At 75.7% G+C, this 16,365-nt stretch carries 14 protein-coding genes and 1 riboswitch; of the genes, 11 read left to right on the top strand and 3 right to left on the bottom strand.

Translation table 11 applies throughout. From position 1 onward, the window contains the following. Window positions 1–138: 138 nt before the first annotated feature. Window positions 139–306 (top strand): hypothetical protein, encoded by a 168-nt coding sequence (locus FA014_RS19865; RefSeq protein WP_187365107.1) that lies wholly within the window; start codon window positions 139–141, stop codon window positions 304–306. Between the two features lie 210 nt (window positions 307–516). On the opposite strand, the gene FA014_RS04240 is transcribed toward FA014_RS19865, so the two are convergent. Next, a complete protein-coding gene (locus FA014_RS04240) occupies window positions 517–2,790 on the bottom strand; it encodes a (Fe-S)-binding protein (RefSeq protein ID WP_154728458.1) in 2,274 nt (757 codons plus the stop codon). Between the two features lie 293 nt (window positions 2,791–3,083). Here FA014_RS04240 and FA014_RS04235 point away from each other — a divergent pair, with 293 nt between their 5' ends. From FA014_RS04235 to mnhG, 6 genes are read left to right on the top strand one after another with little or no spacing between them, the layout of a single operon-like run. Further along, window positions 3,084–6,182 carry a Na+/H+ antiporter subunit A gene (locus FA014_RS04235; protein ID WP_154728457.1) on the top strand — a complete coding sequence of 1,033 codons (3,099 nt, stop codon included), beginning with the start codon at window positions 3,084–3,086 and terminating at the stop codon, window positions 6,180–6,182. Next, window positions 6,179–6,721 carry a Na(+)/H(+) antiporter subunit C gene (locus FA014_RS04230; protein ID WP_154728456.1) on the top strand — a complete coding sequence of 181 codons (543 nt, stop codon included), beginning with the start codon at window positions 6,179–6,181 and terminating at the stop codon, window positions 6,719–6,721. The genes FA014_RS04235 and FA014_RS04230 overlap by 4 nt, the downstream gene beginning before the upstream one ends. Next, entirely contained in the window at window positions 6,718–8,268 is a 1,551-nt protein-coding gene (locus FA014_RS04225; RefSeq protein WP_154728455.1) for a Na+/H+ antiporter subunit D, read from the top strand. The genes FA014_RS04230 and FA014_RS04225 overlap by 4 nt, the downstream gene beginning before the upstream one ends. Further along, window positions 8,265–8,846 carry a Na+/H+ antiporter subunit E gene (locus FA014_RS04220; RefSeq protein ID WP_154728454.1) on the top strand — a complete coding sequence of 194 codons (582 nt, stop codon included), beginning with the start codon at window positions 8,265–8,267 and terminating at the stop codon, window positions 8,844–8,846. Before FA014_RS04225 ends, FA014_RS04220 begins: the two co-directional genes overlap by 4 nt. Continuing rightward, complete coding sequence (locus FA014_RS19860) at window positions 8,843–9,400, top strand: monovalent cation/H+ antiporter complex subunit F (RefSeq protein ID WP_230322854.1); 558 nt, start codon at window positions 8,843–8,845, stop codon at window positions 9,398–9,400. The genes FA014_RS04220 and FA014_RS19860 overlap by 4 nt, the downstream gene beginning before the upstream one ends. Then, a complete protein-coding gene (mnhG, locus tag FA014_RS04210) occupies window positions 9,397–9,801 on the top strand; it encodes a monovalent cation/H(+) antiporter subunit G (RefSeq protein ID WP_154728453.1) in 405 nt (134 codons plus the stop codon). The genes FA014_RS19860 and mnhG overlap by 4 nt, the downstream gene beginning before the upstream one ends. Window positions 9,802–9,805: 4 nt before the next feature. Here the strand turns inward: mnhG and FA014_RS04205 are convergent, their stop codons facing one another. Then, entirely contained in the window at window positions 9,806–10,090 is a 285-nt protein-coding gene (locus FA014_RS04205) for a DUF4235 domain-containing protein (protein WP_154728452.1), read from the bottom strand. 113 nt (window positions 10,091–10,203) lie between these two features. Continuing rightward, a riboswitch (TPP riboswitch) is annotated at window positions 10,204–10,337 on the top strand. Window positions 10,338–10,410: 73 nt separating this feature from the next. Between FA014_RS04205 and FA014_RS04200 the strand changes: the two genes are divergently transcribed. The 3 genes from FA014_RS04200 to FA014_RS04190 are packed head-to-tail and all read left to right on the top strand — an operon-like array spanning window position 10,411 to window position 14,376. Beyond that, entirely contained in the window at window positions 10,411–11,523 is a 1,113-nt protein-coding gene (locus FA014_RS04200; RefSeq protein WP_154728451.1) for a thiamine ABC transporter substrate-binding protein, read from the top strand. Between the two features lie 19 nt (window positions 11,524–11,542). Further along, a complete protein-coding gene (locus FA014_RS04195) occupies window positions 11,543–13,318 on the top strand; it encodes an ABC transporter permease (protein ID WP_154728450.1) in 1,776 nt (591 codons plus the stop codon). Next, a complete protein-coding gene (locus tag FA014_RS04190; protein WP_154728449.1) occupies window positions 13,315–14,376 on the top strand; it encodes an ABC transporter ATP-binding protein in 1,062 nt (353 codons plus the stop codon). The genes FA014_RS04195 and FA014_RS04190 overlap by 4 nt, the downstream gene beginning before the upstream one ends. An 18-nt stretch (window positions 14,377–14,394) precedes the next feature. Here FA014_RS04190 and FA014_RS04185 read toward each other — a convergent pair whose 3' ends face one another. Then, window positions 14,395–15,522, bottom strand: coding sequence for a GNAT family N-acetyltransferase (locus FA014_RS04185; protein ID WP_154728448.1), 1,128 nt, complete (start codon window positions 15,520–15,522; stop codon window positions 14,395–14,397). Between the two features lie 127 nt (window positions 15,523–15,649). Here FA014_RS04185 and FA014_RS04180 point away from each other — a divergent pair, with 127 nt between their 5' ends. Then, window positions 15,650–16,303 (top strand): hypothetical protein, encoded by a 654-nt coding sequence (locus FA014_RS04180; protein ID WP_154728447.1) that lies wholly within the window; start codon window positions 15,650–15,652, stop codon window positions 16,301–16,303. Window positions 16,304–16,365 lie beyond the last annotated feature (62 nt).

Raw genomic sequence — 16,365 nt, 5'->3', positions numbered from 1 at the left:
GCGGCGCGCGGCGGGCGGGCCGCGGTCGGTGGAGGGTGTGCGCGCGTCTCGTGCGATCGGTTGACTGTCGATCGATCACGGCCGACAGTCGATCGTGCGTCGCGGACCCGCCGCGCGCGCCCGGTCCCGGAGGTCCCCATGTCGTACGTGCTCGCCGCCCTCGCCGTCCTGCTCGGCGCCGCGGCGGTGGTCGCCGGCGAGGCGGACGACTCCCCGGGGCTGCAGGGCATCGGCGTGCTGCTGGTGCTGACGGGCGTGGTGGTGGCGGTCCGCGCCGTCCGCGCCCGCCGCTCCGCCCCGCGCTGACGCCCGCGCCACGCCCGTCCCGCCCGCCACGCCCGCGCTGCGCCCGCCCGTCCCGCCCGCCACGCCCGTCCCGCCGAGTCTCCACTCCCGGCCTGTGCACCCCCGCGTGCGCGGAGGCGCGCTCTGCAGACTCGGCGAGACGGCAACTCTCGGGTGCGCGCCAGTGACGCCGCACAGCCGAGAGTTGCCATCTCGGCGGGGTGCGGCGGGTCAGCGGGCGGCGCGGACGCGGTCCAGGAGGAGGAGGGCGATGTCCGTGACCTCCGGGACGCCGACCGTGCCGCGGTCGACGCCCGACCCTGCGCCCGCGCCGCCCGCGCCACCCGCGCTCGCGCCCGCCGCCGCCACGCCGTCCGTCAGCATCACCGTGCAGTAGGGGCACGCGGTGGCCACGACGTCCGCCCCGGTGCCGATCGCCTCCTCGGCGCGTGCGGTGCCGATCCGGGTGCCGATGGACTCCTCGACCCACATGCGCGCCCCGCCCGCCCCGCAGCAGAACGACCGCTCCCGCGTGCGCGGCATCTCGACGGCCTCGACCCCGGGCAGCGCGGCGAGCAGCTCGCGCGGGGGCTCGTACACCTCGTTGTGCCGGCCGAGGTAGCACGGGTCGTGGTAGGTCACGCGCTGCGCGGGCGCGTCCGGCGCCGCGACCGGCGTGAGCCGCCCCTCGCCCACCAGCCGGTCCAGCAGCTCGGTGTGGTGCACGACGTCGTACCGCCCGCCGAGCTGCGGGTACTCCCGGGACAGCGTGTTGAAGCAGTGCGCGCAGGTCACGACGACGGCCCGCGCCCCGGCAGCGGCCAGCGTCTCCACGTTCGCCGAGGCGAGCATCTGGTAGAGCACCTCGTTGCCCGCGCGCCGGGCCGGGTCGCCGGTGCAGCCCTCGCCGTCGCCGAGCACCGCGAACGTCACCCCCGCGGTGTGCAGCAGCTCCGCCACCGCCCGGGTGGTCCGCTTCGCCTTCTCCTCGTACGCCCCGGCGCAGCCGACCCAGAACAGGTAGTCGACCTCGGCGGCGGAGGCCACGTCCGCACCGACGACCGGCACGTCGAACGGCAGCCCCTTCGCCCAGTCGAGCCGCTGCCGCGCGGGCAGGCCCCACGGGTTGCCCCGGCGCTCGAGCTTGGTGAACGTGCCGCCGAGCTCGGCGGGGAACGCCGACTCCATCAGCGTCTGGTACCGCCGGATGTCGACGATCGTGTCGACGTGCTCGATGTCGACCGGGCACTGCTGGACGCACGCGCCGCAGGTCGTGCACGCCCACAGCGCGTCGGCGTCGATCACGCCGGACGCGACCAGGTCGACGTCGACGTGCCCGGGCTCGACGTCGGCCCCGGCGCGCGCGGCGCGCAGGTAGGGCGCCGTCGCGGCGGCGTGGTCCCGGAGCGCCAGGGTGACGAGCTTCGGGGACAGCGGCTTGCCGGTCGCCCACGCGGGGCACTGGTCCTGGCACCGCCCGCACTCCGTGCAGGTCGTGACGTCGAGGAGCTGCTTCCAGGTCAGGTCCTCGACGGCGCGGGCGCCGAGGCGCGCGTCGTCCGGCAGGTCCTCCAGGGCGGCCACGTCCAGGTCCCGCCCGTCGACGCGGACCGGCTCCAGGGGGCCCAGCGCCGGCGCGCCCGACGTCGACCGGCGCGCGTAGACGTTCAGCACGGCCAGGAACCGGTGCCAGGCGACGCCCATCGTGGGCTGGAGCCCGACGACGACGAACCAGGCCATCGAGACCAGGATCTTCACGGTGGCGCACACCACCACGGCGGCCTCGACCGCCCCGGTCGAGGCCCCGGACCACAGCCCGCCGATCCACGCGGTGGTGGGGAAGTGCCAGGCGCTCGCCAGCGGGGAGCCGTCGCGCACCGCGAGCTCGTGCTCCAGGCCGCGCAGCAGCAGGACGGCCAGGACCACGAGCAGCACGGTCGCCTCGACGACCACGGCCTGCGCGGTGCTCGACCCGAAGAACCGCGACCGCCGCTGCGGCAGCGCGCCGGGGTCGTCGACCGGCCCGGACCCGTCGCCGGTTCCCGCCCCGACCGCCGCGACGGCGCGCGCGGGCGTCGGGGGCAGGCCCCGCGGGGTCCGTCGCACCCGCACCGCGATCAGCGCGAGGATGCCCGCGAGCGACAGCCAGGCGATCCCCTCGGTGAGCCACTCCCACGGCGCCAGGTGCCCGAGCAGCGGCAGCGCCCACCGCGGGTCCGCGACCTGCGCGTACCCGGCGACCAGCGTGAAGAACAGCACCGGGAACGACACCATGACGACCCAGTGCGCGGCGCGGACCACCGGGGTGTGCTGGAAGCGGCCGTGCCCGACCATCTCCCGCACGACGAGCCACGTCCGCCGGCCGACCGGGCGCAGCCGGCCCGGCGCCGGGCGGCCGATCCGGATGGTGCGGGTGAGCCGCCGTGCGCCGAGAGCGAACGTCGCGACCCCGACGACGGTGGCGACGAGCACCACGACGAGGCAGGTCATCCGCAGCAGGTCCACGTGGTCACGCTAATCGCCCGGGGCGGCGGGCCCCGCGACCGGAGGTCCCGGGTCGGGTCCCACGCGGGCCGGCCCCGGTGGTGCTGGGCCATCACTTGATAGAGTCCAGGTAATCCCTCGACCACGGTCGGCCTCCGCACGCTTGCGTGCGCCGCGTCGCCGTGCGTCCCTGTACCTGCCCGCTGACAACACCACAGCCGTCGAACCGCCGCGGGCGCGCCTCAGGGCCACCGCGGGGCCGGGTCGGCGCGATCGACCGACCGACCACCCGCCCACGACAGGACGGAGCGGACGTGCTGCAGCTCCTCGCGGTGCACCTCGTCGCTGCCCTGGTCGCGCCCGCGCTCGTCGCGTGGATCGGCCGCAAGGCGTTCTGGGTGCTCGCGCTCGCCCCCGCCGCGGTGGCGGTGTGGGCGCTCTCCCTCACCGGCCGCGTGCTGGACGGCGACGGGCCGACGCAGGTGGTCCAGTGGATCCCCGGCCTCGGCATGGAGCTGTCGTTCCGGCTCGACACGCTCTCCTGGCTGATGTCGCTGCTGGTCGGCGGGGTCGGCGCGATCGTCCTGGTCTACTGCTCGGCCTACTTCAAGGCGGGGGCGAGCGGGCTCGGGCGGTTCAGCGGGGTGCTGGTCGCCTTCGCCGGCGCGATGCTCGGCCTGGTCACGGCCGACGACACGCTGCTGCTGTTCGTGTTCTGGGAGCTGACCACGGTCTTCTCCTACCTGCTGATCGGGCACTACCACGAGCGCAAGGCCAGCCGGCGGGCGGCCATGCAGGCGATCGTCGTCACCACCGCGGGCGGCCTGACGATGCTCGTCGGGGTCATCCTGCTGGGCGAGGCCGCGGGCACCTACCGGATCTCCGAGACCCTGGCGGACCCGCCGCACGGCCCGATGGTCACCGCGGCGGTGGTCTGCCTGCTGGTCGGCGCGATGAGCAAGGCCGCGCTCATCCCCACCCACTTCTGGCTGCCGGCCGCGATGGCCGCGCCGACGCCGGTGTCCGCGTACCTGCACGCGGCGGCGATGGTGAAGGCCGGCGTGTACCTGGTCGCGCGGTTCGCCCCGGCGTACGCGGACCTGGCGGCGTGGCGCTGGATGGTGGTCGTGATGGGCGGCGGGACGCTGCTGCTCGGCGGCTACCGCGCGCTGCGCCAGCACGACCTCAAGCTGATCCTCGCGTTCGGCACGGTCAGCCAGCTCGGCCTCATCGTGCTGCTCGTCGGCTACGGCACGAAGGCGACCGCGCTCGCGGGCCTCGCCCTCGTCGGCGCGCACGCGATGTTCAAGGCGGCCCTGTTCCTCGTGGTCGGCGTCGTCGACGCCGCGACCGGCACCCGCGACCTGCGCCGGCTGTCCGGCGTCGGCCGCGCGCTGCCGATCACCGCGCTCGCCGGCGGGCTGGCCACGCTGTCGATGATCGGTGCCCCGCCGTTCGCGGGGTACGTCGCCAAGGAGGCCGCGCTCGAGGCGCTGGGTCACGGCGGCCACCCCCTCGACCTGGCCGTGCTGGTGCTGGTGGCGGTCGGCTCCGCGCTGACGGTCGCGTACGGCCTGCGGCTGTGGTGGGGCGCGTTCGCCACCAAGCCCGTGCTGTCGCCCGCCGCGGTGAAGACCCTGACCCTCGCCCGCGAGGCGCGGGCGGCGAAGCACGAGCCCGCCGCGCGCGACGAGCGCAGCGTCCCCGAGCTCGACGCCCCGGCCGAGGACGACCGGGCCGAGCCCGCCGCCGTCGGCCGCCCGTCGCTGCTGCTCGTGTGGCCCGCGATGCTGCTCGCGGTGCTCGGCCTCGTGGTCGCGCTGGCCCCGAAGGTCGGCGACGAGCTGCTGGCGCCCCAGGCGGACCGGTACCCCGCGGGCGAGCCGGGACACCTGCTGCTCTGGGGCGGCTTCACCCCGACCCTGGCGATCACGGTGGTCGTGCTCGCGGTCGGCGTGCTGCTGTTCCTGGCCCGGGGCCCGGTCGAGGCCGCGCAGGCCGCCGTCCCGCACGTCCCCGAGGCCGACCGGCTGTACCGCCGGTTCATGCGCCGCCTCGACGACGTCGCCGCCGACGTCACCGCGATCACCCAGCGCGGTTCGCTGCCGTTCTACCTCGGCGGCATCCTCGTGGTGTTCGTCGTGACGGTCGGCGTCCCGCTCGTCCGGTTCACGTCGCTGCCGACCGAGACCCGGCCCTGGGACCGGCCCGCGCAGCTCGTGATCGGCGCCTTCGTCGCGGTCGCCGCCGTGCTGGTCGCCCGGGCCCGCCGCCGGCTCAAGGCCGTCATCCTGCTCGGCGTGTCCGGCTACGGCATCGCGGCGCTGTTCCTGCTCCAGGGCGCCCCGGACCTCGCGCTGACCCAGGTGCTGGTCGAGACGGTGACCCTCGTGGTGTTCGTGCTCGTCATGCGCCGGCTGCCCCCGTACTTCTCCGACCGCCCGCTGGTCGCCTCCCGGTGGGTGCGCCTCGTCGTGGCGCTGTCCGTGGGCCTGACCGTCGGCGCGCTCGCGCTGATCGTGCCGAGCGCCCGCATCCACATCCCGGTGTCGGTCGACTTCGCGGAGGAGGCGTACTCGTTCGGCGGCGGCAAGAACATCGTCAACGTGACGCTCGTCGACATCCGCGCGTGGGACACGATGGGCGAGATCTCGGTGCTGCTGGTCGCGGCGACCGGCGTCGCGTCGCTGGTGTTCCTCCGCAAGCGGTCGGGCGCGATCTTCCGCGCCGGCGACGCGCCCGAGCACCGCGCCGTGTGGGGGAGCGAGGACGACCCGCAGGCCGCGCTGCGCACGCCCGTCGAGGCGCGCGCCGGCTACCAGCCGCGCGAGTGGCTGCGCGCCGGCCGGACCCTGGCCCCGCGCCGCCGCTCGGTGGTGTTCGAGGTCGTGGTGCGGCTGCTGTTCCACACGATGATCGTGTACTCGCTGTTCCTGCTGTTCTCCGGGCACAACGCCCCGGGCGGCGGGTTCGCGGCGGGCCTGGTGACGGGCATCGCGCTGATCGTCCGCTACCTGGCGGGCGGGCGGTACGAGCTCGGCGAGGCGGCCCCGGTGCAGCCGGGTCTGCTGCTGGGCAGCGGCCTGTTCCTGTCCGCGGGCGTCGGCCTGGGCGCGCTGATCTTCGGCGGCACGGTGCTGCAGTCCTGGATCATCGACATCTCGCTGCCGCTGATCGGCGAGCTGCACCTGGTGACCTCGCTGTTCTTCGACGTCGGCGTGTACCTGGTCGTCGTCGGCCTGGTGCTCGACATCCTGCGCAGCCTCGGCGCCGAGATCGACCGGCAGGCCGAGCAGGACGGCGACCCCGAGGCGGTCGGCGGCGACGCCGAGCCCGCCGAGGAGGTCCGGGTGGACGCGGTCGCCGCCGGCCTGGTCGAGCACCGCCACGACGACCGGGAGGGCCCGCGATGATCGACATGAGCCCCAACCTGGTCCTGGTCGGCGTCATCGTCGTCCTGGTGACCGCGGGCGTGTACCTGCTCCTGGAGCGCAGCCTGTCCCGGGTGCTGATCGGGGTGATCCTCATCGGCAACGGCGCGAACCTGCTGTTCCTGGTCGCGGGCGGCGCCGCCGGCCGGCCGCCGCTCGTCGGTCTCGAGCTCGAGCGGGACATGGCCGACCCGCTGCCGCAGGCGATGGTGCTGACCGCCATCGTCATCACCCTCGGCATGACGGCGTTCCTGCTGGCCATGGCCTACCGGTCCTGGCAGCTGCACCGGCACGACGAGGTGCAGGACGACGTCGAGGACCGCCGCATCGCCCGGCTCGCGGCCCGCGACCAGCGCGCGTTCGAGGACGCGGACACCGAGGAGTCGACGACCACCCTGGACGAGGAGGCCGCCGAGACCCGCGACGAGACGGACGAGGGCGGGCCGGGCCCGGCGGGCGTGGGGGCCCGCGCCGGGGAGCACGACCGACCGACCGACGACCGCGGGGAGGGCAGCCGATGACCGAGTACACGTGGCTGGTGCCGCTGCCCGTCGTCGTCCCGCTGTTCGGCGCCGGCCTGGCGCTGGCGCTGTACCGCCGGCCGCGGCTGCAGCGGATCATCAGCGTCGTCGCGCTGAGCGTCGTGCTCGTCGTCGCCGCCACGCTCCTCGTCCTCGCGGACGACGGGCCGCTGGTGGTCGACATCGGCGGCTGGGCCGCGCCGGTCGGCATCGACCTGGTCGCGGACCGGCTGTCGGCCCTGATGCTCACGGTCTCGGCTGCGGTGACCCTCTGCGTCCAGCTGTACTCGCTGGCCCAGGGCGAGGCCGACGGCGACGAGGCCGCGCCCGTGTCGATCTACCACCCGACGTACCTGATCCTGGCGGCGGGCGTCGCGAACGCGTTCCTCAGCGGCGACCTGTTCAACATCTACGTCGGCTTCGAGATCCTGCTCGCCGCCTCGTACGTGCTGCTGACCCTCGGCGGCACCGGCGAGCGCATCCGGGCCGGCAGCATCTACGTCGTCGTCGCGCTGCTGTCGTCGCTGCTGTTCCTCATCGCGATCGCGCTCACCTACGCGGCCGCCGGCACGGTGAACCTCGCCCAGCTCGCCGAGCGGCTGCCGGAGATCGACCCCGGGGTGCGGCTGCTGCTGCAGGTGATGCTGCTGCTGGCGTTCGGGATCAAGGCGGCGATCTTCCCGCTGTCCGCCTGGTTGCCCGACTCCTACCCGACGGCGCCCGCGCCGGTGACGGCCGTGTTCGCGGGCCTGCTCACCAAGGTCGGCGTGTACGCCATCATCCGCACGCAGACCCTGCTGTTCCCCGAGGGCCGGATGGACGACGTCCTCATGTGGGCGGCGCTCGCCACGATGGTGGTGGGCATCCTCGGCGCCGTCGCGCAGGACGACCTCAAGCGTCTGCTGTCGTTCACGCTGGTCAGCCACATCGGCTACATGCTGTTCGGCATCGCGCTCGCCTCGCAGGCCGGCTGGTCCGCGTCGATCTACTACGTCGCGCACCACATCATCGTGCAGACCGGGCTGTTCCTGGTCGCGGGCCTCATCGAACGCCGGGGCGGGTCCACGTCGCTGGACTCCCTGGGCGGCCTGGCGAAGCTCGCGCCGGTCCTGGCGATCCTGTTCTTCATCCCCGCCATGAACCTCGGCGGTATCCCGCCGCTGTCCGGGTTCCTCGGCAAGGTCGGGCTGCTGCAGGCCGGCGTCGCCGACGGGTCGTGGCTGGCGCTGACCCTCGTGGTCGGTGGCGTCGTCACCTCCCTGCTCACGCTGTACGCGCTCATCAAGGCCTGGAACAAGGCGTTCTGGCAGACCCCGCCCGAGCCGCTCCCGGACGCCACGCTGCCGAAGGGCATGGTCGGCTCCGCCGCCGCCCTGGTCGTGCTCGGCCTCGCGCTGACCGTCGCCGCCGGGCCGCTGTACGGCTACGCCGAGCGCGCCGCCGCCGCGCTCGACGACCGCTCGGTGTACATCCAGTCCGTGCTGCCCGAGGGCGGCCGCGGCTCCGGGGAGTCCGTCGACGTCGCGCACGGGGAGGAGGACGCGTGAGCCTGCACCCGCGCCGCAGGAAGCTGGCGGCCCAGTGGCCCACGATGGTCTGGCTGGTCGTCGTCTGGGTCCTGCTCTGGGGCGACCTGTCCGTCGGCAACGTGCTGGCGGGGGCCGTGATCGCGGTCGCCGTCACCGGCCTCCTGCGCATGACCCCGATCGACTTCCACGGGACGGTGCGGCCCGTGCCGCTGCTGCTGCTGGTCGGCCGGTTCGCCTGGGACCTGCTGCACGCGTCCGTCGAGGTGTCCTGGGTCGCCCTGCGGCCGCGGCACACCCCGCGCGGCGCCGTCATCGGCGTCCAGCTCCGGAACCACTCCGACCTGTACCTGACGATGACCGCCGAGCTCTGCTCGCTGGTGCCGGGCTCGCTCGTCGTCGAGGCGCACCGGCTGACCGGCATGCTCTACCTGCACGTCCTCGACGTCGAGCAGTCCGGCGGCGTCGAGCGCGCCCGGCAGAACGTGCTGGACCAGGAGGAGCGGGTGCTGCGCGCCTTCGCCTCGGACGACGAGCTCCGGGAGGCGGGCCTGGCGCCCGGCGGCCGGTCCTCCCGACGCCAGGAGGTGCGCGCGTGACCGCCGTGCTGCTGACCTGCGCCGTGCTGCTGACCGTCGCCGGCGCGCTGGCCCTGATCCGGGCCGAGCGCGGGCCGTCGATGCTCGACCGGACCGTGGCGCTCGACATCCTCGTGACGGTCGTCGTCGCGGCCGTCGCCCTGTACGCCTCCGCCGAGCGGCGCGCCGACGTGGTGCCGATCCTCGTGGTGCTGTCGCTGGTCGGGTTCGTCGGCTCCACCACGATCGCCCGGTTCGCGTCGGTCGAGCCCGCGGGCGAGGGCCGGGTCCGCACCCGCGAGGAGATCGCCGCCGAGGAGGCCGAGCGGATCCGCGCCGAGGAGGAGGCCGAGGAGGCGCGCCGCGCGCGCCGGGCCCGCGAGGCCGAGGGAGCCGCGAGCGACGCGCCGCGGCCCGCCGCGGACCCCGCGGAGGTCCGCGCCGAGCACGCGGCGCACGGCGACGAGGCCCGGCGGGCCCGCGTCGTGGCGGACGAGGACCGCCGGGAGCACGGCGCCGACCGGCACGTCGACGAGCACGGAGCCGGGGAGCACGACGAGGGGAGCGCCCGATGAGCTGGGACTGGGACGTGGTCGCCGACGTCGTGGCCTCGGTCTGCCTCATCGGCGGGGCGCTGCTGGCGCTCGCCGCCGGCGTGGGCGTGCTGCGGTTCCCCGACCTGCTGTCCCGGATGCACGCCGGGACCAAGCCCCAGGTGCTCGGGCTGATCCTGGTGCTGATCGGGCTGTCCCTGCGCCTGCGGTCCGGTGGGGCCGTGTGGGCGCTCGTGCTCGTCGCGCTGTTCCAGATGCTCACGGCGCCGGTCGCCGCGCACCTGGTCGGCCGGGCGGGCTACCGCACGGGGAAGGTGCGCCGCGACCTGCTGGTCGTCGACGAGCTGACCGACGCGCAGGACCAGGCCACCCGGCGCGGGACGCCGCCGGAGGACGCGCCCGGGTCCGGCGCGCGCGGCTGAGACCTCAGGCCTTCGGCAGCCGCCGGTTCTTGTCGACCCGCTCCACGAACTTCTTGGTCCCGCGGGTGGCGAACACCCGGGCGACCGTGACGGCGGCCGCGGTGATCGCGGCGGCCGCGACGACCTCGGCGATGCGCGGGTCGTCGTCGTCCTCGGGCTTGGGCGGCTTGTGCCCGGACGCCGCCTTCCACGCCGCGTCCACGGCCTTGCCCGCGATCCAGGCGACGGCGCCCGCGACCACCAGGCCGGTGATCTTCGCGAACGTGGACTGGGTCTCTTCGTCGGCCACGGGACCTCCTGCGTCGGGACGGCTCTGCTCCGCCCCACGCTAGCGCCGCCGGTGCGCCACCGCAGGTCAGCCGGTGCCGGACAGCGGGTGCGCCGCGCCGGTGTAGGGTCGGCGGCGAACGACAGGGGAGCGTCCCGGGCCGTGCGTGACACCGCGGCCCGACCGACGCTGAGAGTGCGGACGGAATCCGCAGACCCTCGCACCTGATCCGGTTAGCACCGGCGTAGGGAGTCGGGATCTCAGTCGCCCCGCGCCGTCGCGCTCCCCGGGGCCCGGTGGTGCGGTGCGACCCCCTCGGTGCACATCGAGGAGGAACCACCATGGCGCGCACGCGCGCACGACGCCGGGCACCCCGGCGCACCACCGCGGCCGGCCTGACCGCCCTCGCGGGCGTCCTGGCCCTGACGGCCTGCTCCGTGACCGGGTCGGGCTCGGGCTCCGACGCCGCGTCCGACGACGGCTCCGGCTCCGCCGCCGGCACCGTCACGCTGGTCACGCACGACTCGTTCCACGTGAGCGACGGGCTGCTGGAGCAGTTCGAGGCCGACACCGGGCTGACCGTGAAGCAGGTCGCGCCCGGCGACGGCGGCGCGCTGGTCAACCAGCTGATCCTCACGAAGGACGCGCCGCTCGGCGACGTGGTCTACGGCATCGACAACACCTTCGCGTCGCGGGCGATCGACGAGGGTGTGCTGGAGCCCTACGAGTCCCGGGCACCCGCGGCAGCCGACGCCGCGCAGTACGCACCCGACGCGTCGCACTCGCTCACCGCGGTCGACATGGGCGACGTCTGCCTGAACGTCGACCACGCCTGGTTCGCCGAGAAGGGGCTCGCGGAGCCGACCTCGCTCGAGGACCTCACCGACCCGCGGTACCGGGACCTGACCGTCGTCACGAACGCGGCGACCAGCAGCCCGGGCCTGGCGTTCCTGCTGGCGACCGTCGGCGCGTTCGGCGAGGACGGGTGGCAGCAGTACTGGACCGACCTGAAGGCGAACGGGCTGAAGGTCGCCGAGGGCTGGTCGGACGCCTACTACACCGACTTCTCCGGCGGCGGTGGCGGCGGACCGCGGCCGATCGCGCTGTCCTACGCGTCGAGCCCGCCCGAGACGATCCCCGAGGGCGGCGGCGAGCCGACCACCGGCGCGCTGCTCGGCACCTGCTTCCGGCAGGTGGAGTACGCGGGCGTGCTGGCCGGCGCGCAGAACCCCGAGGGTGCGCAGGAGCTGGTCGACTGGCTGCTGTCCGACGCGGTGCAGGCCGACATCCCGGGGTCGATGTACATGTACCCCGTGAGCACGGCCGTCGACCTGCCCGACGACTGGGCGCAGTGGGCCCCGCTGTCGGACGCGCCGTACGAGGTGCCGCTCGACGACATCGCGGCGAACCGGGACGCCTGGGTCCGGGAGTGGACCGACCTGGTCGTGGGCTGACGGACGGGGCCCGGCGGACATGAGCACGGCGACGCGGACGCCCCCGACCGGCACCGGCCGGCCGGGGGCACCGGCGCGCCCGGGCGCCGGGGGGCCGGGCGCGCCGAGCCGCGCCCCGCTGCGCGCGCCGTCCCGCGGCTGGGCGCTGGGCCGCGTGGCGGCGTGGGTCCTGGCCGCCGCCGTGCCGCTCGTGTTCCTGGGCACCTTCTTCGCCTGGCCGGTGCTCTCCCTGGTCGCGCGGGGCTTCCTGCCCGACGGGGCGCTGGACCTGTCGGGGTTCGTCGACGTGTTCTCCCGCCCCCGGACCTGGCGGATCATCGGGCTGACGCTGGCGCAGGGCGCGATCGGGACCGTGCTGTCGGTGCTGCTCGGCGTGCCCGGCGCCTACGTGCTCTACCGGTGCCGGTTCCGCGGGGCCGGGGCGTTGCGCGCCCTCGTCACGGTGCCGTTCGTGCTGCCGACCGTGGTGGTCGGCGTCGCGTTCCGGGCGCTGCTCCGGGAGAACGGGCCGCTGGGCTTCCTGCACCTGGACGGCACGTTCGCGGCGATCGTCGCCGCGCTGGTGTTCTTCAACTACGCGGTCGTCGTGCGGACGGTCGGCGGGCTGTGGCAGCGGCTCGACCCGCGCCCCGAGCAGGCCGCGCGGTCCCTCGGCGCCTCGCCCGCCCGCGCGTTCTGGACCGTGACGCTGCCGGCGCTCACGCCCGCGATCGTCTCCGCGGCGTCGTTGGTGTTCCTGTTCTGCGCGACGGCGTTCGGCACGGTGCTGGTCCTCGGCGGCATGCAGTACGGCACCGTCGAGACGGAGATCTGGATCCAGACCACGCAGTTCCTCGACCTGCGCGCGGCGGCGGTGCTGTCGGTGGTGCAGGTGGTCGTGGTCGTGGCGGCGCTGGCGGTCGCCGGGCGGGCGCGGGCGCGCCGGGAGCGGGCCCTGTCCCTCGTGGCCCCGGGGTCGTCCGGTGCGGGGCCCCGGCGGCCGCACTGGGCACCCGCGGTCGTGACGGCGGGGGTGCTCGTCCTGCTGGTGCTGCCGCTCGGCGCGCTGCTCCTCGGCTCGCTGCGCACCGGCGACGGCTGGGGGCTCGACCACTACCGGGCGCTCGGCACGACGGGCGGGCGGAACGCGCTCACGGTCACCGTGTGGGAGGCGCTCGGCAACTCGCTGCGGATCGCCGTGGACGCCACGCTGCTCGCCCTGCTGGTCGGCTGCCTGGTCGCGCTCGTGGTGTCGCGGCGGCCCCGGCGCCGCGCGGCCCGCCGCGCCGTCGGCGTGCTGGACGGGGTGTTCATGCTGCCGCTCGGGGTGTCCGCGGTGACGGTCGGGTTCGGTGCGCTGCTCACCCTGGGCCACCCGTTCGGCATCGCGACCGACCTGCGCAGCAGCGGCATCCTGGTGCCGATCGTGCAGGCCGTGGTCGCCGTGCCCCTGGTGGTGCGGACCGTGCTGCCGGTGCTCCGGGCGATCGACCCGCGGCTGCGCGAGGCCGCCGGGACGCTGGGCGCCGGGCCGGGGCGGGTGCTGCTCGGCGTCGACGGCGCGCTCGCGGCCCGGTCGATCGGGCTGGCGGTCGGCTTCGCGTTCGCGGTGTCGCTCGGCGAGTTCGGCGCGACGTCGTTCCTCGCGCGGCCCGACCTGCCGACGCTGCCCGTGGTCATCTTCCGGCTCATCGGGCAGCCGGGCGCGGACAACTACGGGATGGCGCTGGCGGCGAGCGTGGTGCTCGCGGTGCTGACGGCCGGGGTGATGGCGCTCGCGGAGCGGTTCCGCGGGCCGGCGGGAGGAGAGCTGTGACGGGGACCGGGTCCGGGTCGGGTGCGCGGGGGCCGGCGGGGCTGGCGGTGCGCGACCTCGTCGTGCGCTACCCCGGGTCGGGCCGCGGTGCGCCGGAGGTGACCGCCGTCGCCGGGGTGACGCTCGAGGTGCCGGCGGGCGAGGTCCTGGCGCTGCTCGGCCCGTCGGGCTGCGGGAAGTCGTCGCTGCTGCGGGCCGTCGCGGGCCTGGAGCCGCCGACCTCGGGCGCCGTGACCTGGGACGGCATCGACCTGGCGGCGGTGCCGGTGCACCGGCGCGGCTTCGGGCTCGTGTTCCAGGACGGGCAGCTGTTCCCGCACCGCGACGTCGCGGGCAACGTGGCCTACGGGCTGCGGGGGCTGACCCGGGACGCCCGGGCCGCGCGGGTCGCGGAGCTGCTGGACCTGGTCGGCCTGCCCGGCTACGACCGGCGGCCCGTCGCGACGCTGTCCGGCGGCGAGCGGCAGCGGGTGGCCCTCGCCCGGTCGCTCGCGCCCCGGCCGCGCCTGCTGCTGCTCGACGAGCCGCTGTCCGCGCTCGACCGGTCGCTGCGCGAGCGGCTGGCCGACGACCTCCGCCGGGCGCTCGTCGCCACCGCCACGACCGCGCTGTTCGTGACGCACGACCAGGACGAGGCGGCGACCGTCGCCGACCGGGTCGCGGTGATGTCGGCGGGGCGGCTGCTGCAGGTCGACGCGCCGGAGGCGCTGTGGCGGCGGCCGGCCTCGCGGGAGGTGGCGGAGTTCCTCGGGTACCGGACGTTCCTGGGCGCCGACGACGCGGGGGGACCGGGAGGTGCGGCGCTCGCGGTGGCCGCGGGCGGCTGGCGGGTGCTCGGCCCCGCCGAACCCGAGCCCGGGTCGGCGACCCCGGTGCGCGCGGCCGTCGTCGCGGAGCGTCGGACCCGGCGCGGCCGGGCGGAGGTCGTCGCGGTGCTGGAGCCCGAGGACGTGCGGGTCGCGGCGGCGCTCCCCGCCGGCGGGACCGGGGCCCCGGAGCCGGGGGACCGGGTGCGGCTCGCCGCCGAGGATGGTGCGGTGGCCGTCGTCGGCGGCTGACCTGTCGTCCCGGACGGCTCACCCCAGCCGGAGCTGCCACTCGCCGGCGCCGCCGGCGGGCCGGAACCCCAGCGCCACGTTGATCGCGAGCATGTGCGCGTTCTCCTCCGCGTTCCAGGTGCCGACCCGGCGCGCGCCCGGCTGCACCTCGGCGAGCCGGGCGAGGTTCGCGCACTTGACCAGCATCCCGAGGCGGCGGCCGCGGTGGTCGCGCAGGACGAGCGTGTCGTCCTGGTCCACGTACTCGTCCGTGTCCGGGCGCGAGACCAGGGCGGTGAACGCCGCCAGCACCCCGGTCGGTCCGTGCAGCGCCGCCGCGACGCGGTAGGTGAGGCCCCGCTCCGCGAACGACCGCTCGGCGTCCCGCACGCGGGTGCCGTCCCAGACGTCCTCGCGCAGGTCGAGCCCGCCCGCCGGGGCGTCGGTGCTCATCCGGGTCTGGAGCAGCGCGAACGCGTCGAGCAGGTCGTCCGGGCACCGGCCCTCCCACAGCACGACGCGGTAGTCCGGCCCGGCCGCGGCGGCCGCGTCCGCGGCGTGCGCCGCGAGGCGGTCGGCGGGCACCGGGAGGTCCAGGACGGATCGGCGGGAGACCTGCTCCAGGTCCCAGCCGCGGCGGACCAGGAACCGGACCCCCGGGTGCGCCGCCGGGACGCGTCCGGTGCCGGTGCTCGGCACCAGGGCGTCGGCCGCCGGGTCAGGTTCGGCGACGTGGTCCGTCGACGTGGTCAGCATGCTGCGCCCCCGGTCGCGGGCCGTCGCCACCGCGAGCTCGTGCAGTGCCGAGCCGATCCCGCGTCCGCGGTGCCCGGGTCGGACGTCCAGCTGCAGCAGGCCGGTGTGCGTGTTGTCCTGCCGCGGCAGGTTCAGCGCCAGGTAGCCGAGCACGCGGGCCGGGTCGGCGGGGCCGTCCTCGACGGGGGCGTCGAGCGCCACGAACCGCAGCTTCTCGGCGTACTCCTGGTGCCGCAGCCCGGCCAGGACCTCGCCGGGGGTCCGCGCGTGGTCGAGGTCGCCCCAGGCGTCGAGCACGGCGGCGTTCGCCGCGTCGACCAGGCCGTGCAGCAGCCAGGCGTCCGGGGCGTCGAGCGTGGCGGGCACGGGGAGCGGGACCAGGTGCGGCCGGGTGGCGGCGGAGGCGGTCATGCGGACCATGGTCGTCGGGGCCGCCGCGGCGGGCCACGGATTTCCGGGGCGTCCCGCGGTTTCCGGAGCGCCGCTACCGGAACCGGGTCCCGGGCCCGGGGGCCGCCCGCCCGGTACGGTTCGCGCCATGCCAGTCCTGGAGATCATCGGGTGGGTCGGGTCCGTCCTCGTCGTCGTGTCGCTGATGCAGGCCCGGGTCCTGCGGTTCCGGTGGCTGAACTTCGCCGGCTCCGTCATCGCGACCGCGTACAACACGGTCGTCGGCATCTGGCCGTTCGCCGCCATGAACGGCGTGATCGCGGTGATCGACGCGTACTGGCTGTGGCGGCTGACGCGGGAGCGGCACGACGCCGACGTGTACGAGGTCGTGCCGGTCGGCGCGGGCGACCACTACCTGCGGCACGTGCTCGGGGTGCACGCGGACGACATCGCCCGCTACTACCCGTCGTTCGGCCTTCCGGGTGACGACGCGGGTGAAGCCGCGGGCGGCTCCCGCTGGGCCTACCTGGTCCTGCGGGGCGACGAGACCGTCGGCGTCGTGGTGGTCCGGGACGCCGGTGACGGGGTCGGCGAGGTCGAGCTCGACTGGGTCACGCCGCGGTTCCGCGACTTCGCGCCCGGCGAGTTCGTCTACCGGCGGTCGGGGGTGTTCGCCGGGACGGGGCTGCGGTCGCTCGTCGTCGCCGAGGACGCGCGGGACACGGGGCCGTACCTCGAGCGCGTCGGGTTCGCGCGGGTCGACGGCCGGTGGCGCCGCGAGGTCGAGGCCGCCGCGGCCTGACCCGGCGGCGGGCCGCCTGCCGGCTCGTCCCGCGTGCGCGGTGGCGCGGCACCGAGGAGAGT

This window comes from Cellulomonas hominis, from assembly GCF_005239125.1.
Taxonomy (GTDB): domain Bacteria; phylum Actinomycetota; class Actinomycetes; order Actinomycetales; family Cellulomonadaceae; genus Cellulomonas; species Cellulomonas hominis_A.
The sequence above is the reverse complement of the archived record's forward strand: the minus strand, read 5'-3'. Positions and strand labels throughout refer to the sequence as shown.

Excerpts from the sequence above, each read along its gene's own strand:
- mnhG (WP_154728453.1), top strand. The coding sequence starts at position 9,397 with ATGAGCTGGGACTGGGACGTGGTCGCCGACGTCGTGGCCTCGGTCTGC.
- FA014_RS04200 (WP_154728451.1), top strand. The coding sequence starts at position 10,411 with ATGGCGCGCACGCGCGCACGACGCCGGGCACCCCGGCGCACCACCGCG.
- FA014_RS19865 (WP_187365107.1), top strand. The coding sequence starts at position 139 with ATGTCGTACGTGCTCGCCGCCCTCGCCGTCCTGCTCGGCGCCGCGGCG.
- FA014_RS04180 (WP_154728447.1), top strand. The coding sequence starts at position 15,650 with ATGCCAGTCCTGGAGATCATCGGGTGGGTCGGGTCCGTCCTCGTCGTC.
- FA014_RS04195 (WP_154728450.1), top strand. The coding sequence starts at position 11,543 with ATGAGCACGGCGACGCGGACGCCCCCGACCGGCACCGGCCGGCCGGGG.
- FA014_RS04185 (WP_154728448.1), bottom strand. The coding sequence starts at position 15,522 with ATGACCGCCTCCGCCGCCACCCGGCCGCACCTGGTCCCGCTCCCCGTG.
- FA014_RS04225 (WP_154728455.1), top strand. The coding sequence starts at position 6,718 with ATGACCGAGTACACGTGGCTGGTGCCGCTGCCCGTCGTCGTCCCGCTG.
- FA014_RS04230 (WP_154728456.1), top strand. The coding sequence starts at position 6,179 with ATGATCGACATGAGCCCCAACCTGGTCCTGGTCGGCGTCATCGTCGTC.